The following is a 22,668-nucleotide window of genomic DNA, read 5'->3' as shown; positions in this document are numbered from 1 at the left end:
AATATCAGACCCGCTCAAGCACCGTCGCAATGCCCTGACCAACACCAATACACATGGTGCACAGTGCGTAGCGACCGTTTGCTCGATGCAGCTGATTAACCGCTGTCATCACAAGACGTGCGCCGGATGCGCCTAACGGATGACCCAGCGCGATCGCCCCACCGTTCGGATTGACCCTAGGATCGTCGTCGGCCAAGCCCAGCATACGCAAGCTCGCCAAGCCTTGAGCCGCAAATGCTTCGTTAAGCTCAATGACGTCCATTTGATCAATGGACAACCCCGTCAGTGCAAGTACTCTCTGTGAGGCAGGTGCCGGACCAATGCCCATGATTCGGGGCTCAACCCCGACAGTGGCCATGGCGACCACTCGAGCTCGAGGCGTCAAGCCGTGGGTCTTAGCTGCCGCTTCATTGGCAATCAGCATTGCCACAGCGCCGTCATTTACGCCCGAGGCATTCCCGGCAGTAACCGAACCACCCTCGCGAACAACGCCCTTGAGTTTGGCAAGGGCTTGCAAGCTCGTCTGTCGCGGATGTTCGTCCTTCGATACAACGATTGGATCACCCTTGCGCTGCGCAATTTCTACCGGCGTGATTTCAGTGTCAAACACGCCATTGGTTTGTGCGCTGGCCGCTTTTTCCTGACTGGCCATGGCAAATTTGTCTTGATCCTCGCGTGACACACCAAACTGGTCAGCAACGTTCTCGGCAGTCTCAGGCATCGAATCCACGCCATACTGTGCCTTCATGAGTTTGTTGATGAAGCGCCAACCGATGGTGGTGTCATAAATAGCTGCTGCCCTAGAAAACGCTGTCTCGGCTTTACCCATGACAAACGGCGCACGACTCATGCTTTCGACGCCACCAGCAATCATGAGCTCAGCCTCACCCGCTCGAATCGCACGCGCAGCCGTGCCCACCGCATCCATGCCGGAGCCACACAAACGATTAATCGTTGCGCCAGCAATACCTGTAGGCAACCCAGCCAGTAGCGCTGCCATGCGCGCCACGTTACGGTTATCTTCACCCGCCTGATTGGCGCAGCCATACAACACATCACTCACCCGATCCCAGTCAACACCGGTATTTCGGTCAATCAGCGCCTTGATAGGCAATGCACCCAGATCATCGGTCCGCACCGATGCCAATGCGCCGCCGTAGCGACCAATGGGTGTACGTATCGCATCACATATGAAGGCCTGGTCTGCTGCCATGATATCCCTTGTTGATTTGACTGTCAGAGATCGAGATACCCCGATGTTCAAACCGATCATAAACAAGAAAAACGCCTGCGCATAACGTACGTGCAGGCGTTCTGTGTGGTAGGGCTAACGACGTTTGCTACCGAATACGATTAACCGAAGTTTTTCTCGGCAAACGACCAGTTCACCAGACTCCAGAACGTCTCGAGATATTTCGGGCGAGCGTTGCGGTAATCGATGTAATAGGCATGTTCCCAAACGTCACAGGTCAACAAGGGCTTATCGTCGGTCGTCAGGGGGGTGGCCGCATTACTGGTATTGACGATATCGACCGAACCGTCTGCTTTTTTAACTAACCACGTCCAACCTGATCCGAAGTTACCTGCCGCCGATTTGTTAAAGGCCTCTTTGAATGCGTCAACGCTACCCCACTTTGCTTTGATGGCATCAGCCAAAGCACCGCTGGGCTCACCCCCACCGTTTGGAGTCAGGCTGTTCCAGTAAAACGTGTGATTCCAGACTTGAGCGGCGTTGTTAAAAATGCCACCGGAAGACTTCTTGACGATTTCTTCTAAAGTGGCATTCTCAAACTCGGTGCCAGGAATCAGGTTGTTCAGATTGGTGACGTACGTCTGATGGTGTTTGCCGTAGTGATACTCCAGCGTTTCCTTGGAGATATGTGGTGCCAAAGCGTCCATCTCATAGGGCAACGGTGCAAGGGTATGAGTCATGGAAACAGTTTCCTTTTTTTGGTTTGAGAAATATTTTTGTTGGGAGCGGAAAATACCGCGACTCATTGATTGTAGCCAACCGTAACAGACTGGATTGTCATTCCTGTGCCAGCAAACGGGTTTCCGATGCTTCAATCGTCTGGCAAAACCTCATCAACCGTAGCACTTGCCCTGCCGCTCGCAAAGTCAATCCGGACAGTGTCTTTAGGTGACAAGCTTCGCGCGTTAGAAATAATGCGACCGTCTACCCCTTTGACAATGGCATACCCGCGCGCAAGCGGTGCCGTGGGCGATAAGCCACTCAATTTATCAGTCAGCCGTTCGAGCTGGCGTGACCACATGACAAGGCGCTGCTGCCACGCGATGGCTAACTGCTCGCGAGCTTTTTGCGCTTTTTGAGCGGCGCGCTCGATATCCGGGCCCGCATGCTTTAAGCGCTGCAAGACCAATGCAAGCTGATGACCTCGTGCCGCTATACGCTGTGAGGGCGAGACGAGCTTAATCGAAAGCCTGTCTACCCGTTGCGCCAATCGCTCTAGCTTGCGCGCCATGCGATCAGCCAGGATATCGGTGCGCGACTCCAGTAAGCCAACGAGGTCCGCGCGCGCTGCACAACAAAGCTCAGCAGCTGCGGTTGGTGTCGGTGCCCGAAGATCGGCAACAAAATCGGCAATCGTCGTGTCAGATTCGTGCCCCACGCCAGCGATGACTGGAATCAGGCTAGCGGCAATATCGCGTGCCAGACTTTCATCGTTAAATGCCCACAAGTCCTCGATGCTGCCACCACCACGAACCAGTAACAGCGTTTCTACCTCTCGGCGCTCATTGGCCTTTGCCAATGCCTGGCGCAAAGCCAAGGGTGCCGTTTGGCCTTGAACCAGAGCTGGGTAGACAATCACTGGCACATGGGGGGCTCTTCGAGCTAGCGTCGTTAAAACATCATGCAGCGCGGCCGCCCCCAACGAGGTAATAACTCCAATGGCGCGCGGCAAGGCTACCACTTCGCGCTTATTGGAAAGGTCAAACAGACCTTCGGCCTTTAACTTCGCCTTTAACAGTTCGAACTGCTCATTGAGCGAACCGCGTCCCGCACGCCTTAACGCCTGTATGTTGATTTGAAATTCCCCGCGCGGCTCATACAGCCCAATACGGGCCTGAACCTCGACTTCATCACCAATGGCAGGGGTGAAAGCAGAAAACGCCTGACGGCCACGAAACATGACTGCCCGCACCACAGCTCGATCATCTTTCAGAGACATATAAAAGTGTCCCGATGAAGCTCTCGTAAAACTCGAGACCTCTCCCCTAAGCCAGACTAAACCAAACTCCAAGCCAAGCAAATCAGAGACCGCCTGGTTCAATTCACTAACCGTGTAAATCGACGGCTCGCGCGCTTGTTCTTTGAAGAGACTTTCAATTGTCATAAGGCTTTCCGGAGAAAAACTGTCCACAGATCCCAAAAATTCGATATGTGACGAAAACACCACAGAATTTCATCGGACATTTCCACTATTTTCTTCAATTTATTTATCAAATAAATCGTCTAAACTACTGATACTAATCGTAAAATAAAAAAACTTGAAACGATTGCTTATTTTTTAAGCAAAGTACCTCGGAAAGCCACATTTCGGTAAACCACAGCAGTTTTCCCAGACTTATCCACAGAAACTGTGGATAGTTTTTTGTGGGCTCGATCTCACCTTTGAGCGACACATTGACTTGCCACATCCAAGCCTCGAACCGTACCATAGCGTTTCGCTGGCGATGCTGCCAGCTTTCATTGTCAAGGCGGTCACATCTTGCAGTCAATCATTGCTGAAGCCGGCTGGCCTATTTGGCCTTTGTTGCTAATTTCCGTAATCGGTCTGGCCATCATTTTTGAGCGGCTTCTGAGTCTGCGCCGTGCGCGAGTTTGTCCCAAAGGCATCGCAGACCAGGCTATTCGCCTGTATCGCAGCAATAGTCTTGATCCTGACTCACTGGCAAAGCTCAGAGACTCCAGCCTATGCGCCCGTGTCCTGGCGACCATTCTGGTGCATCGCAACCAACCTTTGCCTGAATTGCGATACCAGGCTGAACTGACTGGTTCTGACGCTGCTCACGACATGCAACGGTTCTTGCCAGCCTTGTCCATGATCGCGACAGTCGCGCCGCTGATGGGTTTGTTTGGAACGGTGATCGGGATGATCGAGATTTTTGCGGCTTACCAACCAGGCGGGACAGACCCGGGGCAGCTTGCGCGTGGCATTTCGATTGCGCTCTACAACACGGGATTTGGTATTTTGATTGCGGTACCTGCAGCCATCGCTCATCGGCTGCTACGAGTGCATGTGGATAACCTGCTGGTGCGCATTGAGCAAGAAAGCCGCATACTGCTAGAGCAGATTAAGCCCTGAGGTCCCCACACGATGCTTATTCGCAGGACATCCAGCTCAGACGATCCGGACATCAACTTCATCCCGTTAATCGATGTTCTTCTGGTGATTGTCATTTTTCTGGCGGTATCGACGACGTTTACACAAGAGCGGGTCATGGAGGTTCTGTTGCCCAAGGCGCTCACGCAGGCCGAAGTGCCAACTGCCATTGAGTTGACCATCTCATCAGAAGGTCAAATGGCGATTAACGATAGGGTCTTGCCGGAAATAACCGTTCAAGCCATCGCAGCAGCCCTATCGAGTGTGGCTAAAGGCGAAGATGTTGCTGTCGTGATTCGAGCAGATGCCAATGCAACCCATCAGGCTGTGGTCACGGCCATGCAAGCAGCCAGTCGTGCAGGCATTCAAAAGCTGAGTTTTGCAGCTCAGGTCGCTGACTAAGCCATCTGATGCTCCCGATGTCGCTCGTAGCCAACTTGCAATCGTGGATCCGCCGTCAATGGCAGAAACGAGGTTTATGGGCGTGGCTCACCATCCCGATCGCCATTCTGTATGGATTGATTTCAAAACATCGTCGCAGGATTAATCAATCTAGCCCGCAAAAGACCTATCGTGCCCCGGTACCTGTTCTGGTGATTGGCAATATCTACACTGGCGGTACTGGTAAAACACCGATCGCCTGTGAGCTCGGGCGCATTTTGCAAGCCCAAGGCTGGCATCCCGGACTCGTGAGCCGAGGCTATGGTCGAACGAACGACACAACTGTAGCCACTGGGCAAGGCGATCGGCTTGACTGGCGCGACTTCGGGGACGAACCCGCCCTGATCGCAGCAAAGACAGGCATGCCGGTCAGCGTCCATTCAAAGCGAGAGCTAGCGGTCAAGGCGCTAATGTCAAACTTTCCACAAACCGACATCATCATCAGCGATGACGGTCTGCAGCATTATCGTCTGGCAAGAGATTTTGAGATCATCATCCAGGATGAACGCGGCGTGGGTAATGGAATTTTGTTGCCTGCCGGCCCGTTGCGAGAGCCTCCCGCCAGACTGGATGAGGTCGATTTGGTGCTGACCAGAAGCGCGCGCGACCTGACAGGACTTGGGCCTTGCTTTGACCTGCAAATAGAAAGCTTCTGGCAACCATCGACCGGTGTGCAGCTTGGATGCGAAGCATTCGCAGAGTTTGCTCGCACCAACCCACCCGTAGCGGCGCTCGCAGGCATTGGCGTGCCTCAGCGTTTTTTTGATAGCCTGGCTGAGATTGGCTTGACCGTGGATCATTTTTTTGCGCTAGGTGATCATGCACAAATCGATTTTGACTGGCTTGAAGGCTTGGCAGCGGCGACTATACTCATGACAGAGAAAGATGCGGTCAAATTGCCTCATCCGCTCACAGATACACGTTTGTGGGTCGCGCAAACATCGGTTCAATGGCGCGCAGATGCCCAAGCTGTCTTGATAAACACGCTAGCGGCAGCTGGCATTCAACGTTCGGAGTCGTGATAGATGGATCACAAGTTGCTAGACATTCTGGTGTGCCCGGTTTGCAAGGGTCGCCTGCAAATGAATGCCGACAAATCCGGCCTCATCTGTCGGGCTGACAAGCTGGAGTACCCCATTGACGACGGCATACCTATCATGTTGCAAGCACAGGCCAAACGCCTTGACACTGACAGCGGCGTGAACGCAAGCTAGACCCCTATGGACTATCACGTCGTTATTCCAGCTCGCTGGGCTTCTACGCGGTTGCCCGGGAAGATGCTGGCGGATCTGGCCGGCAAGCCAATGGTGGTACGCACAGCCGAGCGGGCGCGACTGTCTGATGCACAGTCTGTGACTATAGCCACCGACTACGAGCCGATTGCGCAGGCGGCTCGCGAGCACGGCCTACACGCCGTCATGACTCGAGGTGATCACCAGTCCGGTACCGATCGATTATCCGAAACCGTGCAACTGATGCAATGGCCTGACAGTGCGATTGTGGTGAATGTGCAAGGCGATGAGCCTCGGATAGACCCTGCACTGATTGGTGAGCTTGCACAATGCCTCGCAAAGAACCCCGAGGCTGCGATCGCCACAGCGGCTGCACGCATGACCGATCAAGCGAATGTGGCCAATCCGAATGCTGTTAAGGTAGTGCTCGACCAAAAAAGCCAGGCTCTTTATTTCTCCCGGGCTGCCATCCCCTTTATGCGAACACCCGTGACTGGCTTATCCGCTTTGCATCACATTGGTATCTACGCCTACCGGGTGAGATTTTTAAAAATCTTCCCGGGGCTGACGCAAGGCTTACTAGAAAGGGCTGAATCGCTAGAGCAATTGCGGGCGCTTGAACATGGCTGGAAGATCCAGGTGCTCGTGACCGAGCGCGAGCACGCGCCTGGGGTGGACACCGAACAAGACCTGTTACAAGCCCGTCAGTTCTATGCAAGCACAATCTAGGGATAATGCGGAGATTGACGCAGCCATCGTCATTAAGCAATGGGGCATAATCCATCGTTAGAGAACGGACAGACCACAGGAATTGACATGCGACTTATTTTGCTAGGCCCGCCCGGTGCAGGCAAAGGGACTCAAGCCTCCTTTATCACCGAACATTTCGGCATCCCACAGATCTCGACCGGAGACATGTTGCGTGCAGCGGTCAAAGCGGGCACACCTCTTGGTCTGCAAGCCAAACAGGTCATGGAGTCAGGTGGACTGGTTTCAGACGATCTGATTATCGGTCTGGTACAGGATCGCTTAGAGCAGCCCGATTGCGACGCGGGCTATCTGTTCGACGGTTTTCCGCGCACGCTGCCGCAGGCTGACGCGCTCAAGAATGCCAACGTGGCACTGGACTACGTACTCGAGATCGATGTGCCAGAAGAGGAGATCATTGAGCGCATGAGCGGGCGTCGCGTGCACCCGGCAAGTGGTCGCACTTATCACATCAAATTCAACCCACCAAAAACTGCGGGTGTTGACGACGTGACTGGCGAGCCGCTGGTACAGCGTGATGACGACAAAGAAGAAACCGTGCGTCATCGTCTGTCGGTTTACCGCGAGCAAACACGTCCGCTGGTCGATTACTATGCCAACTGGGCCAAATCAGACAGTAGCGCCGCACGCTATCGAAAAATCAATGGCGTGGGCGACCTAACCGAGATCCGGCAACGCATACTCCAAGCCCTGCAACCCTAGTGTCAAATCGTTTGTGTACGATGAGCCTAAAGTTGCGTCTGGGCTATGTTCGAGCAAACAACAGGGATTAATCAACCATGCAAATCGCTAGTAAAGTTTTTATTGTCACCGGCGCAGCCTCCGGACTTGGGGCGGGCACAGTTCGGATGCTCGTGGAAAATGGTGCCAAGGTCATCATGGCAGACGTGCAAGATGAGCTGGGGCAAGCGCTGGCAAAAGAACTCGGTCAACACTATATGCATTGCGACGTCACTCAAGAAGCTGACGCGCTTGCTGTCGTTGACGAGGCAGTCAAGCACGGCGAACTTTTTGGGTTGGTGAACTGCGCTGGCATTGCGCCTGCGGCCAAAACAGTTGGCAAGAACGGTGCTCACCCCCTTGACCTGTTCCAGAAAGTACTCATGGTCAACACAGTGGGTAGTTTCAACATGATTCGCCTGGCTGCGCAAGCCATGCAAAAAAATACGCCGCAAGACACCGGCGAGCGTGGTGTTCTCATCAACACCGCTTCGGTGGCGGCATACGATGGCCAAATCGGGCAAGCAGCTTATGCGGCTTCCAAGGCGGCGGTTGTTGGCATGACCTTGCCGGTGGCTCGGGATTTGGCGCCTCAAGGTATACGTTGCATCACCATCGCCCCGGGAATTTTTGGGACACCCATGATCTTCGGCATGCCACAAAACGTTCAAGACTCCCTGGCTGCGAGCATCCCCTTCCCCTCCAGGCTGGGCCGTCCTGAAGACTATGCCAAGCTGGTACATCAAATCATCACAAACGAGATGCTCAACGGAGAGACCATTCGTCTGGATGGCGCCATCCGCATGCCGCCTAAATGAACCTGTTTAGAGCCGCGGCCACCGTCAGCAGCCTGACACTGCTGTCGCGCATCACCGGCCTGGCTCGTGACATCATCATTGCTCGCACCTTTGGTGCGAGCGCATTGACCGACGCGTTTTGGGTAGCGTTTCGCATCCCCAACCTTTTACGTCGCCTGTTTGCCGAAGGGGCCTTCACGCAAGCGTTTGTGCCCATACTGGCTGAGGTCAAGCAAACCAGCGAAGATCAGGACACGGTGCGCCAGACCATTGATCGAGTGGCCATGGCACTGTTTTCTGCGCTTAGCCTAATCACGCTCATTGGAATTGTTGGTGCGCCTGTGGTGGTGCTAGCCATCGCCAGTGGCTTAAGCGCAGCAGACCGCGCTGCCGAATACGAGGCAGCTGTCTGGATGACACGCCTCATGTTCCCATACATTGTCTGCATGTCGTTGGTGTCGTTCGCATCGGGCGTGCTCAACACCTGGAAACGCTTTGCTGTGCCTGCTTTTACGCCGGTGCTGCTTAATCTGAGCATGATTGCAGCAAGCGTGTGGCTCTCAAACCAAGTGAGCCAACCCATCTATGCGCTGGCGCTCGGGGTCATGATCGGTGGTGTGGCGCAATTGGCCGTTCAATGGTGGGCAATTTCGAAGCTGGGACTCAGACCGAGGCTAAGTTCCCCGACCGAGGCATTTGCAGACTCCACCGTCAAACGAGTGATGCGCCAGATGCTGCCTGCCACGCTCGGCGTGTCCGTTGCACAAGTATCGATCTTGATCAACACCAACATCGCCACTTGGCTTACACCGGGTAGCGTCACCTGGCTATCGTTTGCTGACCGACTGATGGAATTTCCCACAGCTCTCATAGGCGTCGCGTTAGGGACGGTACTTCTTCCAACCCTATCAAAGGCTCACGCCGACCAGAACCATGGGGACTACAGTCGGCTGCTGGGCTGGGGCATGCGAATCGTTTTTGTGCTTGGATTGCCGGCTGCGCTGGCCATGATGATGCTGGCAGACGGCTTGGTGTCAACCCTCTTTCAGTATGGTGCTTTTAGTGCGAACGACGTCCAGCAGACCGAACTGGCGGTCATGGCCTATGCGGTCGGTCTGATTGGTTTGCTGCTGGTCAAGATTCTCGCACCTGGGTTTTACGGCAAACAAGACATCAAGACCCCCGTTAAGATCGCGATTCTTGTTTTGATCCTCACACAACTCTTTAACCTCTTGCTCGTGCCCACACTGGCGCATGTCGGTCTGGCGTTGGCAATTGGTCTGGGCGCCTGCATCAACGCTTTGGCGCTTTACATAGGCTTGCGCCGACGCAAGCTTTACCAGCCACAGGCCGGCTGGTGGCCATTTCTTGGCAGGTTAGTGCTTGGACTCGCGGTCATGGCCAGTGCCATGCTGTTTATCGGAGGCGACATTGATTGGACTGGGCAGTCCCTATCCATCTGGCAAAGAGCCGGCTGGCTCGCCTTGACACTTGGCGGCGGATTAAGTGGTTATTTAGTCACTTTATGGGTTCTGGGGATGCGCCCGGCAGACTTCAAACGGGCACCCTCCTTGCCCTGACAGCATGGCTTAAACCCGCATTCCAGCTTCTCAAAACCGCTCAAAGCGTGGTAATATCCCCGATTATTTAAAAAATCTTGTCATACAAGACAGCTAGAAAAGGACAGCTAGAAACAAATGGCCAACACCGCCCAAGCCAGAAAGCGCGCTCGTCAATCCGTAGCCCGCAATATGCATAACTCCAGCCTGCGCTCCATGCTGCGCACTTCAATCAAGCGCGTCCGTGCTGCTATTGCCTCGGGTGACAAGGCTGCTGCCAGCGAAGCTTTCAAAAAGAGCATGAGTGTCATTGATAGCGTGGCTGATAAAAAAATCATCCACAAAAACAAGGCAGCTCGTCAGAAAAGCCGCCTTAACGCAGCTATCAAAGCTTTAGCCTAAGCGCTCACCAAACCGCTCGGTTTAGCCTAGCGGTTTTGCCCGAAAGATTTCCCTGCGGGCCTCTTCCTCTGTTTAGTATCGATCGCCTGACATTTTGTCAGGCGATTGCTTTGGTCCACGCTTAGCTGGCCCAATTTTCGTTTGCACAGCTGCAGATCCAAACATCTGCACAAATCCAGAGTTGTGCACTCGCCCAGAGTTGTGCACTCGCCTATTGATCACCCGAATGAGCTGCTAGTAGAGTTGCTCGCCAAACGTCAATCACCCACGCTATCGCAAACACGGTTGTGCTTGAGCCCGCATACGCCTAGTATGCTCCTGACTGAACACAATTTCTAATTGAGACATTTGTATGAGCAAACCCAAAATCGTCCAGATCGGTTCACTAGGTGGATCGCCCGGCGCTGATAACGCCTTACGCGAACATTTCGACGTCCTGCCGTTATGGCAAGCTGCTGATCGGGATCAAGCATTACGCCAAGCCGCCGATGTTCAGGTCGTTGTCACGTCGGCGGTGCACGGCTGTACAGCTGAAGTCATCGAGATGCTACCCAACCTCAAACTCATTTGCAACTGGGGTGTGGGATATGACACGATCGATATTGAAGCGGCGGCCAAGCGCGGTGTCTCCGTTACCAATACACCAGACGTGCTGAATGACTGTGTGGCTGATGAAGCCTGGGGACTTATGATTGCTGTGGCACGTCACATCCCGCAAGGTGACCAGTTCGTGCGTGCTAACCGCTGGGAAAACAAAGACGGCACGCTTGCCTTGGGCACGCGTGTTAGCGGTAAAAGACTCGGTATCGTCGGTCTCGGCCGAATCGGCATGGCCATCGCAAAACGTGGCATAGGATTTGATATGCAAATTGCTTATCACAACCGCAACGCCCGTACTGATGTGCCATATACCTATATGCAAAATCTGGTAGATCTGGCTCAGTGGTCAGATTTCTTGGTGGTAGCAACGGTCGGTGGCGCCTCGACCCGTAAACTCGTCAGCCGGGACGTATTAAAAGCCCTCGGCCCCAAAGGCTACATCATCAATATTGCGCGTGGCCCTGTCATCGACGAAACCGCTATGGTCGAACTGTTGATGAACGGTGAACTTGGCGGGGCTGGACTAGATGTATTTGAAAACGAACCCAAGGTGCCCGACGCCCTCAAACAGCTTGAGAATGTAGTGTTAATGCCACATGTGGGTAGTGCCACAACCGAGACCCGTCAAGCCATGTTTGAAGTCGTTATGAACAACTTGCAAGCCTATTTCTCTGGCAAAGCATTGCTGACACCCGTGGCCACATCCTGAGTGCTTTCAATGGTCTGTAGATGATTGTCGAGCGCAAAGTCGTGTACGAACTTCCAGGCCAAGGGCTCGATGTCACGCAAACGCTCGTCAATCACCACACATTTAATGCCTTGAATCACGCGTGGAATCACATACGGTGAGTAAGTCAGGTGCCCGCCTACTGATCCGGGGGGGCGATACGGCGCCATGACGCCGGCTAGCCTTTCTGCCCAGTCGCTCGGGCGAAACCGCTCGCCCTGAAGGGTCTGGCCCAGAATCACAAAATAAATCGGGGAATTACTCATTCAGGCATCTCGATGGTGAGCCACGCTTGTTACACAAGGCGACTCGCACAGGCTTGGTTGCGATTGTATATGATTAGGGTTTACCAATCCTTGCATGCTTATCGACATTGGCGTGCACACCTGAAACTCTACTTTTTCTGGAAGAGAACACCATGCGCTCTGCCCTGTCTCCAATTTACGGTCGTTTGCCAGTGGCTTTCACGCACGGGCAAGGTGTCTGGCTCTGGGATACCGAGGGAAAGCGATATTTGGATGGCCTATCTGGCATCGGTGTCTCTTGCCTCGGGCATGCACACCCTGCACTTGTGAAAGCGATTTCTGAGCAAGCCGCCAAAGTGATCCACACTTCAAATATCTACGAAGTGCCGCTCCAAGAGCAATTGGCTCAGCGCATTACAGCGATTTCAGGCATGTCCGAGGTATTCTTTGCCAACAGTGGCGCCGAAGCCAATGAGGGTGCGATCAAGCTCGCACGCCTGTATGGTCATTTAAAGGGCATTCAAGTACCCACCATCATCACGATGGACTCCTCCTGGCACGGGCGCACGCTCGGCACATTGGCGGCCACCGGCAGCGAAAAAGCTCGCCAGGGATTTGAGCCATTACCTGCCGGTTTTGTGCAGGTCACCTACAACAAACTCGATGCCATCACCGAGGCTGCTGCGCAGTGCCCAGAGGTCGTGGCCGTACTCATTGAAGTGTTGCAAGGTGAAGGCGGCATTCGGCCTTCCGATTTGAGCTATCTCAAGGCATTACGCAAACTGTGCGATGAACGCGGTTGGCTACTCATGATTGACGAAGTGCAGTCTGGAATCGGCCGCACTGGCAAATGGCTGGCGCACCAATGGGCTGAGATCTTGCCCGATGTCATCACGCTGGCTAAAGGCCTAGGGGGTGGTGTCCCAATTGGCGCGGTTGCAGCTCGCGGACCGGCAGCTGGCATCCTTAAACCGGGGCATCACGGGACAACGTTTGGGGGTGGACCGCTTGTGTGTGCTGCTGCTTTGGCCGTACTAGACACCTTGGAGCAGGACAATCTTCTGGAACATGCTCACAAGGTCGGTGATGCCATGCTTGCGCGCTTACAAGCTGGGCTGGACGGTCTGCCAGGCGTCACTGAGGTTCGGGGGCGCGGACTGATGATCGGCATCGAATTGAATCGTCCATGCGCCGATCTGGTGCGTCAAGCACTAGAGGCCGGATTATTGATCAATGTGACGCGCGACAAAGTTGTACGGCTATTGCCACCTCTGATTATCAGCGAGCAAGAAGCAAACGAACTTGTAGATGACGTCATCAAGCTCATCAAGACATTTCTAAGTAGCCAGTAAAACTGGCTCCTCAAGCTATCGGATATCGTTCATGACCGCGAAATCTTCAACCACTAGCCAACCGCTGCGCCACTTCCTGCAGCTGACAGACCTCACCGGCCAAGAGCTTTTGTATGTGCTTGAACGTGCCCGTATCATCAAGGACAAGTTCAAGCGCTACGAGCCCTACCAGCCACTCAACGATCGCACACTAGCCATGGTGTTCGAGAAGGCTAGCACCAGAACGCGTGTTTCATTTGAGGCGGGCATGTACCAAATGGGAGGCGCTGTCATTCACCTGACCACCAACGATTCGCAACTTGGACGCTCCGAGCCGATTGAAGATACCGCTCGGGTGGTCTCGCGCATGGTCGATTTGGTGATGATTCGTACATTTGAGCAAAGTCGGATTGAACGCTTTTCTGAATACTCCCGGGTTCCGGTGATCAATGGGCTGACCAATGAGTACCATCCTTGTCAGATTCTGGCAGATGTATTTACTTACATGGAGCATCGGCAAACCATTCAGGGCAAGGTCGTGGCATGGATTGGAGATGCCAACAACATGGCTTACACCTGGATTCAGGCAGCTGAACGCCTTGGCTTTAAGCTTAACTTCAGTGCACCAGAAGGCTACCAACTTGAGAGTCATCGATTAGCCGGTGTGGATCCTGCTGTTTACCAGTCCTTTCAAAATCCGCATGACGCATGCCAAGGTGCTGATCTCATCACTACCGATGTGTGGACCAGCATGGGTTACGAAACTGAGAACGAAGCCCGCAAGCGCGCATTTGCCAATTGGTGTGTAGATTCGACCATGATGGCCAAAGCCAAACCTGATGCCTTGTTCATGCACTGCCTGCCAGCGCATCGTGGCGAAGAGGTCACTGCTGAAGTCATCGATGGTCCTCAAAGCGTCGTGTGGGATGAAGCAGAAAACCGGCTACATGCCCAAAAGGCCTTGATGGAGTTCTTGCTGCTAGGGCAGATACAGTAAACCGGTCATTGCGCGCAAGATCATAAGGCAGGATCGCCATTGCCATAACGCAAGCGTTAAAATACGCGTCATTCAGGCAAAGACGCACCAGGTCTGGCGCATCAACTAGATCGTGTGTAATGTATTTTTAAAAGGCAACTCATGAGCAACGTCAATAAAGTAGTGCTGGCCTATTCCGGCGGGCTTGATACATCGGTCATTCTCAAATGGCTGCAAGACACTTATCAATGCGAGGTCGTGACCTTCACAGCTGATATAGGTCAAGGTGAAGAGCTTGAGCCAGCCCGTGCCAAGGCCTTGCAGTTTGGTATCAAACCTGAGCACATCTTTATCGATGACTTGCGCGAGGAGTTTGTTCGTGATTTTGTGTTCCCGATGTTTCGCTGCAACACCATTTATGAAGGTGAGTACCTGCTAGGCACCTCGATCGCACGCCCACTCATCGCAAAACGTCAGATCGAAATAGCTCGCCAGGTCGGTGCAGACACGGTTTCTCACGGCGCCACCGGCAAGGGTAATGATCAAGTTCGATTCGAACTTGGCTACTACGCGCTAGAGCCAGGGATCAAGGTCATTTCACCCTGGCGTGAATGGGATCTGCTCTCGCGCCAAAAGCTGCTGGCTTACGCGGAGGCTGCCGGCATCCCGGTTGACATGAAACACAAGCAAGGTGGCGCACCCTATTCCATGGATGCCAACCTGCTGCACATCAGCTATGAGGGCCGTCACCTAGAAGACCCGAATGCCGAGGCTGAGGAATCGATGTGGCGTTGGACCGTATCGCCTGAGGATGCGCCCGACCAAGCTCAATACCTCGAGATCGAATTCGTCAAAGGCGACCCAGTGAGCATCGATGGCCAGAAGCTGACGCCGGCTGCTTTGCTGGCGCGTCTGAACGAAATCGGCGGCAGACATGGCATCGGGCGCCTTGATTTGGTAGAAAACCGCTACGTCGGCATGAAATCACGGGGTTGCTACGAAACCCCGGGCGGTACGATTTTGCTCAAAGCGCACAGAGCCATCGAATCGATCACGCTTGACCGTGAAGTCGCACACTTAAAAGATGACCTGATGCCGCGCTATGCATCGCTGATCTACAACGGCTACTGGTGGTCGCCTGAGCGCCGTGCCATGCAAGTCTTGATTGACCATACACAACAACATGTCAATGGTACAGTCAGACTCAAACTCTACAAAGGAAACGTCTACACGGTCGGCCGAGACTCCGCCGACACGCTGTTTGATCAGACCATTGCAACGTTTGACGATGATGGCGGCGCCTACAATCAGGCTGATGCCGCAGGCTTTATCAAGCTCAATGCGCTTCGTATGCGAATCGAGGCCAAAAAGGGGCGCCAGTAACGTCTAAGCCAAAAATTGGCCTAAAACCAGGCAAAAAATGCCTCGCAAACTTGTATTTGCGAGGCATTTTTTTGTTTTTGCAGTTTAGTTTTAAAGAAGCCCTTTTAGCGCTTTAACTTAGCAAATGCAGCTGCCATGGCATTGGCAGGCTCTGCAGTTTTATGATTGGCGCCATCCCTAGCATTCGGGCGGGCATTGGATCTCACGGATGAGGAATTGCCAGCACTCGTTCTGCTGCCAGGCTCATCACCTAGCCGCATGGACAATGCAATTCGCTTGCGCGCCAAATCCACCTCAAGCACCTTGACCTTGACCGTCTGCCCGGCACGAACCACATCGCGCGGATCTTTGACGAACTGACTTGAGAGCGCCGAAATATGCACCAAACCATCTTGATGCACACCAATGTCCACAAAAGCCCCAAAGTTAGCCACATTGGTGACCACGCCATCGAGCACTTGCCCAGGCTTTAAGTCGTTCATGGTTTGAACGCTGTCGTCAAACGTTACTGGCTTGAATTCAGGGCGTGGGTCACGCCCTGGCTTCTCGAGCTCGATAAAAATATCTTTGACTGTTGGCAAGCCAAACCGCTCATCAATAAACTCTGATGGCGACAAGCCATTGAGTAGTTGACGGTTGCCCATGACCGCTTTGACATCGGCCTGCACCTTAGCCAGGATTTTTTGCACCACGGGGTAAGCCTCCGGGTGTACTGCCGACGCATCGAGCGGATTGTTACCACCATTAATCCGCAAAAAACCTGCCGCTTGCTCAAACGCTTTCTCGCCAAAGCGTGGCACTGCCATCAAATCAGCTCGAGAGTGAAAGCGTCCATTAGCATCACGGTAGCTCACAATATTTTTAGCTAACCCGCTGTTAAGCCCCGAGACATGCGCCAACAAAGCCGCTGAGGCGGTGTTGACATCCACACCGACTGCGTTGACGCAGTCTTCGACGACCGCTGTCAATGTCGTGGCAAGCTGACGTTGATTGACGTCATGCTGGTATTGGCCCACCCCGATAGATTTGGGCTCAATTTTCACTAACTCAGCCAGCGGATCTTGTAGGCGCCTGGCAATTGATACGGCGCCGCGCAGGCTGACATCGAGATCCGGAAACTCTAGTGCAGCTGTTTCTGATGCGGAGTAAACCGAGGCCCCAGCCTCAGAAACGGTCACTCGAGTTAACTTCAACTCCGGGTGCGCCTGGCAAAGTCCCGCCACTAACTTGTCGGTTTCGCGCGATGCCGTACCATTGCCTATGGCAGCAAGCTCCACCTGGTGACGTTTAATCAGGTCAGCCAGCGTTCTTAAACTACCCGCAACATCACGTCTAGGCTCAAATGGATAAATGGTGGTAGTATCGACCACCTTGCCGGTGCGGTCTATCACAGCCACTTTGACACCGGTTCGAATCCCTGGATCCAGTCCGATCACTGCTTTGGGTCCAGCTGGCGGAGACAGCAACAAATCCTTTAAATTTGTGGCAAAAACGTCAATGGCTTGGGTTTCGGCTCGCTCCCTGAGCACACCTACTATTTCCATCTCAAAGAACATCAAGAGCTTGACACGCCAGCACCAGCGGCAGACCTCTGCCAACCATTGCTCACGCGCACTCGCCCGACTGCCAAAAATTTGAGAACCGAACCCCATAAACTCAGCGATTCGCTCGCTACAAGGATGTGGCAATAAAGCCTCTTGATCCTCGGACAAGCCAATGCGCAAATCAAGCACACCCTGTTGGCGGCCGCGCAACAAGGCGAGCATCCGATGTGAGGCAATCGTGCTAATCGACTCACTGAAATCAAACCAATCCCGAAAATTTGCACCCTCTTCTTCTTTACCGGCGACCACCTTGGCATAAATCAAACCCTGACGCATGAGCATTGATCGAAGGCTAGCCACAAGATCCGCGCTTTCCGAAAACTGCTCGGCCAGGATATCTCGTGCGCCGTCTAGCGCGGCTTTGACATCCGCTACGCCCTTGTCAACGTCCACATAGGCCAAGGCAGCCTCTTGTGGCACACAGGCAGCATCGGCAAGCAACTGCTCTGCCAAGGGTTGCAGACCCGCCTCACGGGCAATCTGTGCACGCGTGCGACGCTTGGGCTTAAATGGGGCATACAGATCTTCAAGGCGTTGCTTGGTATCTGCCTCAGCGAAGGCCTGACGCAGCTGCTCAGTCAATTTCCCCTGCTCGTGCACCGAGGCCATCACGACGTCTCGCCGGGCTTCAAGTTCCTGCAGATACAGCAGCCTGACCTCCAACTGGCGCAACACGGTGTCATCCAAGCCAGCTGTGGCCTCCTTGCGGTAGCGTGCAATAAAAGGCACGGTTGACCCCTCGGCTATCAGCTGCATGGTGGCTGCCACCTGTTGCGGGCGCACCCCAAGCTCGGTACCTAGCTGTATTTGCAGGCGTTGCTCGATTTCCTGCGGGCTTCGGGCGGTGAATTGAGCCTCAGACATAGACACGTTCCCAACGTACGATTAAACCAAGTCCGGGATTGTGCCATAAGCTGGTTTGGCGAGGAAAAGCAGACAAGACCCAAGGATTACTATTTTTATGTGATAGCTTGAACCATCAAAATGTCAATATCCTACAGCCTAAGAAATCGATCAGTGACTTGGTCTTTACTGAATCACCCATTTACGTGATTCTCAATTAGGGTGCTTAGGAACTCGTATGCAAACTCAGCGTAGGTTGTCTCTCGCCCTGATTGTCCTTGCCTTGGTCATGCTCGGTTATTGGGGTTTCACCGTACTGGCGCCTGGCAAAATTGTGGTTGCTGTGGATGCACCACTGATGAGCGAGCGCGTGTTTGATCCGAGTGACATGGACGCCGCACGCTTGTATTTCGAGGAAAACCCCGATAGTCGGATGCAGTTAAAGGAGATGTTTTATAACTTCAATCCTGCACAATCCGCGCCGAGATTTGAGGCTGCCATAGATGAGGGCGTACAATTTTTCGTCACGACTCAACCGTCTTCGACACTGACCGCTAGCGCGCATTTGTTTGCCAACCCAGGCCCGTTGATTATCAACACCTCGGCCACCAGCCCCGCTCTGACTGCCAAAGATGACTTCATGATTCGAATCATCGCAGACGCAGAACTGGAACAACAGACCATTGCGGACTACATCAATACGCTGCCGGGCAGGAATCTTCTTATTCTGCAAGATGGCTCAAACGCTGCCTATACCGACCCCGCTCTGCGTTTTTTTCTGAAACAGTTGGGGACAAACCCTCGCTGGCAAGTCACCCACGCGAAACTGCAGTTCGAAGATTTCAAGCCCGACAATCTAAACGAGCAGATGGGTAAGCCGTTTGACGCCCTTTATGTACTTGGGGGCGATTTCCAGGCTAGCATGGGCAATATCGTGCAGTTGTTTCATCGCCACCATCCCAATGCCCCCATCGTGCTGACACCATGGGCGAGATCAAACACTGTGTTTGAGACCGCGGGACCAGCGTTGCGCAATATTGTGCTTATCAGCAATTTTCCGGCCAAGTCCAAAGACCCTGCCATCAAAGACTATCTGGACCGATTCACGCAGCGGTTCGGCTACCAGCCCATGGCCATGGCGATCATGATAAGACAAGCACTAGAAATACTCGAACAAGCCATGGCTGCTGGCCACAAAACACCAGCCAGCGTTAAGAAATACTTGCTATCTGGGCAGCCGCTACATACGAGCCTTGGCCAATTGCAGCTAAATGAATTCGGCGACCGTACCCAAGGGTTCTACCCCATTAGCGACCTAACCAAAGAAATGACCACGCCATGAAGCGCATCAATACCGAGGTACAGAGGTACGAGCCGCTCTGCTTGCGGCTGACTCGATCGACTCGGACTGCCGGATCGAGCCATTGCTGCCGCCCACTGATCGACTGGTGCAACCCTTGCATGCCCAGTCTGTTACGGAGCCTAAACGGTGATGTGCTTGCTAAACAAACTGTGTGGCAGATGCATCCGCCTATATTTAATTGATAAACCAGCCTATGTTTGATTCAAAAACCCTAAAAGGCAAGAATCTTCGCCTTGACATCGGCGCAGCGCTGGTAACCGCCCTCATTGTTGTGGGTGCGCTCTCGTATGTGTTTAACGCTTTGCAGAACAGGTTTTTGCAGGTCAACGTAGCAGATGCCGGCAACGTTCATGTCTTTATTGAGTCAGAGCTCGCGAATGCCCAAGAGCAGCTCGTTTTATTTGCTTCCATGACAGACCCCGCGCGTCGACAACACTCGCTTCGTCAGGTTGGAACATTTTCCGATCTGTACGAACTTGATCAATCTGGGCGGGTGATTTCGCTGTACAAGTCAGCTCCACAGAGCCGGGTGTTTGAGGGCTATACCTTTAGCGCCGGACCTGTTTGGGACCAGCTTCTGAGAGATAGCAATGTCGCTTCGGTTTCCTCAATCGTACAGGGCTATGAAGATGGTCTGCCAAGCGTCTATGTTGCCTACAAAACTCGGGACCAAATTATTCTGGGGCGCATCAATCTTGCATACATCAGAAACTTTATCGATCAGTATTCCAAGATCACCGGTAACGTCTTGTTAATGACTACTGACAAGGGCGTCGTCATGATTTCTGGAGGGCCTGATGTCACAATCCCAAGAATCGATATCGAGACCCTCACCAATAGCAACCAAACGGCACCCCGAATTGAAATAGAAAATAGAGGCTGGATCTCTGTGGTGAGCCGCTCGGATCAGCTTGGTGCCAGGCTCGTTGTATTGGTATCAACCCAACTGCTTGATGAGCAGCGAAACGCGCTGTTGATCGCCCTGGCTGCGATCCTAGCCGGTCTTGTGATGGTGATTTTGATTAAAGGGAGAAAGTTGCGCCAAGATGTGTTGGTTCCCATTGGAGCGCTCGTGACACGAATCCGCTCAATGGAGTCGGGTAAGCCCGTGAGCGAGCCACACAATGACCTCAGCGGCCAACCACTTGAGTTCACTGAAATCAATCGACACTTCGAGTCCATGGCCAACGCCATAGCGCAACGTGAGCACGCACTTGAATCGGCAGCGACTGAACTAAAAGCGCAAGAAACGGAGCTAAGGCTAATTCTGGAACATGTACCCATACCGCTGATCGTGTTCGATACTGTGCGGCCGAAGCGGGTGACCTTTATCAACGCTACTTTCACGGAACTCTTTGGTTACACAGCCGACGAAGTGCAGAACCTCGAGCGACTCTTTAACTTTTCCTGCCAGGATGAACAAACCGCAGCACACGTCTCAGAACTAGTGGCCCAGATGGTGCAATCCCATCACGAGACCGATACGCCTAGCAACCCCATTGAAGTAAGCATCGCCTGTCGCAGCGGGGTCAAGCACGACGTCATTATCGCCGCCATTTCCTTAAATAGCTCAGCGATTGCCACATTCGTCGATGTCACCCCACTGCGTACTTCGCAGCGTGAATTGCTTAAAGCGAAACTGCAAGCCGAGGAGCAGGAACGACAAAAGGCTCAGTTTCTGGCCATGATGAGCCATGAAATCCGGACACCCTTGACCAGTATTTTAGGTATCACAGAGCTTTTACAGGCAGAAGCGTTAAGTCCAAGGCAGCGTGACCTCGTTCAACGGCTAAGCGATGTGGACAATCTCTTGATGCGTATCGTTAACGACGTTCTGGATCACGCCAAAATTGAAGCGGGCGAATTGTCTTTAGCATCAACACGGTTCAATCTTGCCGAAGTTATCAGCAGATGTGAGCGAATGTTCGGCAAGCTTGCTGCAGACAAAGGAATTGGGCTGTTTACTCGAGTCTCACCTGACTGCCCAACGTGGCTTATGGGTGATGAGTTTCGCATCGAGCAGGTTTTAGCTAACCTCGTCGGTAACGCCGTCAAATTCACCGACCGTGGCGAGGTGACTGTTTCCGTGACTTGTATCAGTGGACGAGACCCTTTAAAGGGCATTCGGGTTGAAGTCAAAGATACCGGTGTAGGCATCCCAAAAGATCTCGAAGCGCTTGTGTTTAAGCCATTCAAACAAACCGACAGTGCGGCCGCTCGGCGTTTTGGGGGGACAGGTTTGGGACTTTCAATCAGTAAGCAAATTATCGAGGCCATGGGCGGATCGATCGAATTCAAGAGCCTGCCCAACATCGGCAGCACATTCTGGTTTGAATTAGCTTTGCCGAGCGCTGAGCCGAGTACTACAGACACAAAAAACACCAATGAATCGTTCACACCTGGCGCGCAGCGTCTAACTAATACGCACTTGCTCGTGGTGGAAGACAGTCAAGCCATCCAGTTTCTGATCAACGAAATGCTGAGTCCGCTTGGCATACATGTCACGCCAGCCCTCGACGGTCAGCAGGCGATTGAACGAATGCAGCATGCCGATAACGAGTTTGACGCGATACTGATGGACATACAAATGCCTAACATGAACGGCATCGAATGTACCCAGGCTATTCGTGCCAATCCGGGTTGGCGAACGATCCCAATCATTGCAATGACCGCTGACCTTGTTGGCACCCAACAGAAAGAGATTATGAATGCTGGCGCCAATGCCTTGCTACACAAGCCGTTGCAAAAGGATTCATTGGTCAAATGTCTGACCGCACATATAGAAACGGTGCCGTGGCGCGTATTTCCTGAAATAGACGGTATCGATCTCGAACACGCCATGCAGACCATGAATCACAACCCAGAGCTTTTTAGACGCCTGTTGCCGATCTTTATCAGTGAGAATCGGCATGTCGCACAGCAAACCCGTGAAGACCTGGCCAACGGCTTGCATGAGCAAGCAGCGCAACGTTTGCATAGCCTTCGCGGCAGTGCCAGCCAGGTCGGCGCGCTAAAGATCAGAGATCTCGTTGAACAAATCGAAACTTTGATTCTTCAGCAAACTACGGCACCCCCGACACTGACTGATGCGTTAGACACTGAGCTCGGGAAAATGCAAGCTTCCATCAATGAAAAGCTCGGCGTTTAGAGGTTTGCCTTGTCCTAGAATACGGCTGACTTCAACATATGGGCGCATGCCTCTGGCACACCAAACGAACAGACAACACGCGAGGTGTGATAGCGAGGCAGCACCACCTAAGTCAGGGATGTAACAACTTGGGATTTTTGTAACGCTTAGCCAGTTTGCTAGGCGGGGGTGCAAGCAAAATAA

General features: G+C 53.2%; 20 protein-coding genes. 15 read left to right on the top strand and 5 right to left on the bottom strand.

The genetic code is table 11. The features are described 5' to 3' along the window. Nucleotides 1-4: 4 nt before the first annotated feature. The 3 genes from pcaF to xseA all read right to left on the bottom strand — a co-directional run bounded on the left by pcaF (nucleotide 5) and on the right by xseA (nucleotide 3,356). Nucleotides 5-1,213, bottom strand: a complete 1,209-nt coding sequence (gene pcaF, locus DHf2319_RS06740; RefSeq protein WP_243477370.1) for a 3-oxoadipyl-CoA thiolase — start codon at nucleotides 1,211-1,213, stop codon at nucleotides 5-7. A gap of 140 nt (nucleotides 1,214-1,353) precedes the next feature. Next, nucleotides 1,354-1,932, bottom strand: a complete 579-nt coding sequence (gene sodB, locus DHf2319_RS06735) for a superoxide dismutase (RefSeq protein ID WP_243477369.1) — start codon at nucleotides 1,930-1,932, stop codon at nucleotides 1,354-1,356. Nucleotides 1,933-2,063: 131 nt separating this feature from the next. Then, nucleotides 2,064-3,356 (bottom strand): exodeoxyribonuclease VII large subunit, encoded by a 1,293-nt coding sequence (xseA, locus tag DHf2319_RS06730; RefSeq protein ID WP_243477368.1) that lies wholly within the window; start codon nucleotides 3,354-3,356, stop codon nucleotides 2,064-2,066. A 375-nt stretch (nucleotides 3,357-3,731) separates the two neighbouring features. On the opposite strand from xseA, the gene DHf2319_RS06725 reads away from it, so the two are divergent. The 10 genes from DHf2319_RS06725 (at nucleotide 3,732) to DHf2319_RS06680 (ending at nucleotide 11,574) form a co-directional block, all read left to right on the top strand. Beyond that, a complete protein-coding gene (locus DHf2319_RS06725; RefSeq protein WP_243477367.1) occupies nucleotides 3,732-4,328 on the top strand; it encodes a MotA/TolQ/ExbB proton channel family protein in 597 nt (198 codons plus the stop codon). A gap of 12 nt (nucleotides 4,329-4,340) precedes the next feature. Further along, the gene (locus DHf2319_RS06720; RefSeq protein ID WP_243477366.1) at nucleotides 4,341-4,748 is read left to right on the top strand and encodes an ExbD/TolR family protein; all 408 of its coding nucleotides are present in this window, start codon (nucleotides 4,341-4,343) and stop codon (nucleotides 4,746-4,748) included. 17 nt (nucleotides 4,749-4,765) lie between these two features. After that, complete coding sequence (lpxK, locus tag DHf2319_RS06715) at nucleotides 4,766-5,809, top strand: tetraacyldisaccharide 4'-kinase (RefSeq protein WP_243477365.1); 1,044 nt, start codon at nucleotides 4,766-4,768, stop codon at nucleotides 5,807-5,809. Nucleotides 5,810-5,812: 3 nt separating this feature from the next. Continuing rightward, nucleotides 5,813-6,001, top strand: coding sequence for a Trm112 family protein (locus DHf2319_RS06710; protein ID WP_243477364.1), 189 nt, complete (start codon nucleotides 5,813-5,815; stop codon nucleotides 5,999-6,001). A 6-nt stretch (nucleotides 6,002-6,007) separates the two neighbouring features. After that, nucleotides 6,008-6,748 carry a 3-deoxy-manno-octulosonate cytidylyltransferase gene (gene kdsB, locus DHf2319_RS06705; protein ID WP_243477363.1) on the top strand — a complete coding sequence of 247 codons (741 nt, stop codon included), beginning with the start codon at nucleotides 6,008-6,010 and terminating at the stop codon, nucleotides 6,746-6,748. Nucleotides 6,749-6,835: 87 nt separating this feature from the next. After that, nucleotides 6,836-7,489: an adenylate kinase gene (adk, locus tag DHf2319_RS06700; RefSeq protein WP_243477362.1), complete on the top strand. Its 654-nt coding sequence runs from the start codon at nucleotides 6,836-6,838 to the stop codon at nucleotides 7,487-7,489. Nucleotides 7,490-7,566: 77 nt separating this feature from the next. Then, nucleotides 7,567-8,325 (top strand): 3-hydroxyacyl-CoA dehydrogenase, encoded by a 759-nt coding sequence (locus DHf2319_RS06695; RefSeq protein WP_243477361.1) that lies wholly within the window; start codon nucleotides 7,567-7,569, stop codon nucleotides 8,323-8,325. Further along, a complete protein-coding gene (murJ, locus tag DHf2319_RS06690) occupies nucleotides 8,322-9,884 on the top strand; it encodes a murein biosynthesis integral membrane protein MurJ (RefSeq protein ID WP_243477360.1) in 1,563 nt (520 codons plus the stop codon). Before DHf2319_RS06695 ends, murJ begins: the two co-directional genes overlap by 4 nt. A gap of 117 nt (nucleotides 9,885-10,001) precedes the next feature. Then, entirely contained in the window at nucleotides 10,002-10,265 is a 264-nt protein-coding gene (rpsT, locus tag DHf2319_RS06685) for a 30S ribosomal protein S20 (RefSeq protein WP_243477359.1), read from the top strand. Nucleotides 10,266-10,617: 352 nt separating this feature from the next. Continuing rightward, nucleotides 10,618-11,574: a 2-hydroxyacid dehydrogenase gene (locus DHf2319_RS06680; RefSeq protein WP_243477358.1), complete on the top strand. Its 957-nt coding sequence runs from the start codon at nucleotides 10,618-10,620 to the stop codon at nucleotides 11,572-11,574. Here the strand turns inward: DHf2319_RS06680 and DHf2319_RS06675 are convergent. After that, complete coding sequence (locus DHf2319_RS06675; RefSeq protein WP_243477357.1) at nucleotides 11,529-11,858, bottom strand: DUF3579 domain-containing protein; 330 nt, start codon at nucleotides 11,856-11,858, stop codon at nucleotides 11,529-11,531. The genes DHf2319_RS06680 and DHf2319_RS06675 overlap by 46 nt on opposite strands. Before the next feature lie 152 nt (nucleotides 11,859-12,010). On the opposite strand from DHf2319_RS06675, the gene DHf2319_RS06670 reads away from it, so the two are divergent. The 3 genes from DHf2319_RS06670 (at nucleotide 12,011) to DHf2319_RS06660 (ending at nucleotide 15,527) form a co-directional block, all read left to right on the top strand. After that, entirely contained in the window at nucleotides 12,011-13,189 is a 1,179-nt protein-coding gene (locus tag DHf2319_RS06670; protein ID WP_243477356.1) for an aspartate aminotransferase family protein, read from the top strand. Nucleotides 13,190-13,220: 31 nt separating this feature from the next. After that, the gene (gene argF, locus DHf2319_RS06665) at nucleotides 13,221-14,165 is read left to right on the top strand and encodes an ornithine carbamoyltransferase (protein WP_243477355.1); all 945 of its coding nucleotides are present in this window, start codon (nucleotides 13,221-13,223) and stop codon (nucleotides 14,163-14,165) included. A 141-nt stretch (nucleotides 14,166-14,306) separates the two neighbouring features. Next, nucleotides 14,307-15,527: an argininosuccinate synthase gene (locus DHf2319_RS06660; protein WP_243477354.1), complete on the top strand. Its 1,221-nt coding sequence runs from the start codon at nucleotides 14,307-14,309 to the stop codon at nucleotides 15,525-15,527. Nucleotides 15,528-15,631: 104 nt separating this feature from the next. On the opposite strand, the gene DHf2319_RS06655 is transcribed toward DHf2319_RS06660, so the two are convergent. Continuing rightward, nucleotides 15,632-17,995 carry a Tex family protein gene (locus DHf2319_RS06655; RefSeq protein ID WP_243477353.1) on the bottom strand — a complete coding sequence of 788 codons (2,364 nt, stop codon included), beginning with the start codon at nucleotides 17,993-17,995 and terminating at the stop codon, nucleotides 15,632-15,634. A gap of 217 nt (nucleotides 17,996-18,212) precedes the next feature. On the opposite strand from DHf2319_RS06655, the gene DHf2319_RS06650 reads away from it, so the two are divergent. Together DHf2319_RS06650 and DHf2319_RS06645 are read left to right on the top strand one after the other, a co-directional pair. Then, a complete protein-coding gene (locus DHf2319_RS06650; RefSeq protein WP_243477352.1) occupies nucleotides 18,213-19,316 on the top strand; it encodes an ABC transporter substrate-binding protein in 1,104 nt (367 codons plus the stop codon). A gap of 214 nt (nucleotides 19,317-19,530) precedes the next feature. Further along, nucleotides 19,531-22,485 (top strand): hybrid sensor histidine kinase/response regulator, encoded by a 2,955-nt coding sequence (locus DHf2319_RS06645; protein WP_243477351.1) that lies wholly within the window; start codon nucleotides 19,531-19,533, stop codon nucleotides 22,483-22,485. Nucleotides 22,486-22,668: the final 183 nt, after the last annotated feature.

This window comes from Orrella daihaiensis (assembly GCF_022811525.1).
Taxonomy (GTDB): Bacteria; Pseudomonadota; Gammaproteobacteria; order Burkholderiales; family Burkholderiaceae_B; genus Algicoccus; species Algicoccus daihaiensis.
Note: the sequence above shows the minus strand (reverse complement) of the source record. Positions and strands in the feature narration are given on the sequence as shown.

Coding starts and splice junctions, on each gene's coding strand:
- pcaF (WP_243477370.1), bottom strand. CDS start 1,213: ATGGCAGCAGACCAGGCCTTCATATGTGATGCGATACGTACACCCATT.
- sodB (WP_243477369.1), bottom strand. CDS start 1,932: ATGACTCATACCCTTGCACCGTTGCCCTATGAGATGGACGCTTTGGCA.
- xseA (WP_243477368.1), bottom strand. CDS start 3,356: ATGACAATTGAAAGTCTCTTCAAAGAACAAGCGCGCGAGCCGTCGATT.
- DHf2319_RS06720 (WP_243477366.1), top strand. CDS start 4,341: ATGCTTATTCGCAGGACATCCAGCTCAGACGATCCGGACATCAACTTC.
- lpxK (WP_243477365.1), top strand. CDS start 4,766: ATGTCGCTCGTAGCCAACTTGCAATCGTGGATCCGCCGTCAATGGCAG.
- DHf2319_RS06710 (WP_243477364.1), top strand. CDS start 5,813: ATGGATCACAAGTTGCTAGACATTCTGGTGTGCCCGGTTTGCAAGGGT.
- kdsB (WP_243477363.1), top strand. CDS start 6,008: ATGGACTATCACGTCGTTATTCCAGCTCGCTGGGCTTCTACGCGGTTG.
- adk (WP_243477362.1), top strand. CDS start 6,836: ATGCGACTTATTTTGCTAGGCCCGCCCGGTGCAGGCAAAGGGACTCAA.
- DHf2319_RS06695 (WP_243477361.1), top strand. CDS start 7,567: ATGCAAATCGCTAGTAAAGTTTTTATTGTCACCGGCGCAGCCTCCGGA.
- murJ (WP_243477360.1), top strand. CDS start 8,322: ATGAACCTGTTTAGAGCCGCGGCCACCGTCAGCAGCCTGACACTGCTG.
- rpsT (WP_243477359.1), top strand. CDS start 10,002: ATGGCCAACACCGCCCAAGCCAGAAAGCGCGCTCGTCAATCCGTAGCC.
- DHf2319_RS06680 (WP_243477358.1), top strand. CDS start 10,618: ATGAGCAAACCCAAAATCGTCCAGATCGGTTCACTAGGTGGATCGCCC.
- DHf2319_RS06675 (WP_243477357.1), bottom strand. CDS start 11,858: ATGAGTAATTCCCCGATTTATTTTGTGATTCTGGGCCAGACCCTTCAG.
- DHf2319_RS06670 (WP_243477356.1), top strand. CDS start 12,011: ATGCGCTCTGCCCTGTCTCCAATTTACGGTCGTTTGCCAGTGGCTTTC.
- argF (WP_243477355.1), top strand. CDS start 13,221: ATGACCGCGAAATCTTCAACCACTAGCCAACCGCTGCGCCACTTCCTG.
- DHf2319_RS06660 (WP_243477354.1), top strand. CDS start 14,307: ATGAGCAACGTCAATAAAGTAGTGCTGGCCTATTCCGGCGGGCTTGAT.
- DHf2319_RS06655 (WP_243477353.1), bottom strand. CDS start 17,995: ATGTCTGAGGCTCAATTCACCGCCCGAAGCCCGCAGGAAATCGAGCAA.
- DHf2319_RS06650 (WP_243477352.1), top strand. CDS start 18,213: ATGCAAACTCAGCGTAGGTTGTCTCTCGCCCTGATTGTCCTTGCCTTG.
- DHf2319_RS06645 (WP_243477351.1), top strand. CDS start 19,531: ATGTTTGATTCAAAAACCCTAAAAGGCAAGAATCTTCGCCTTGACATC.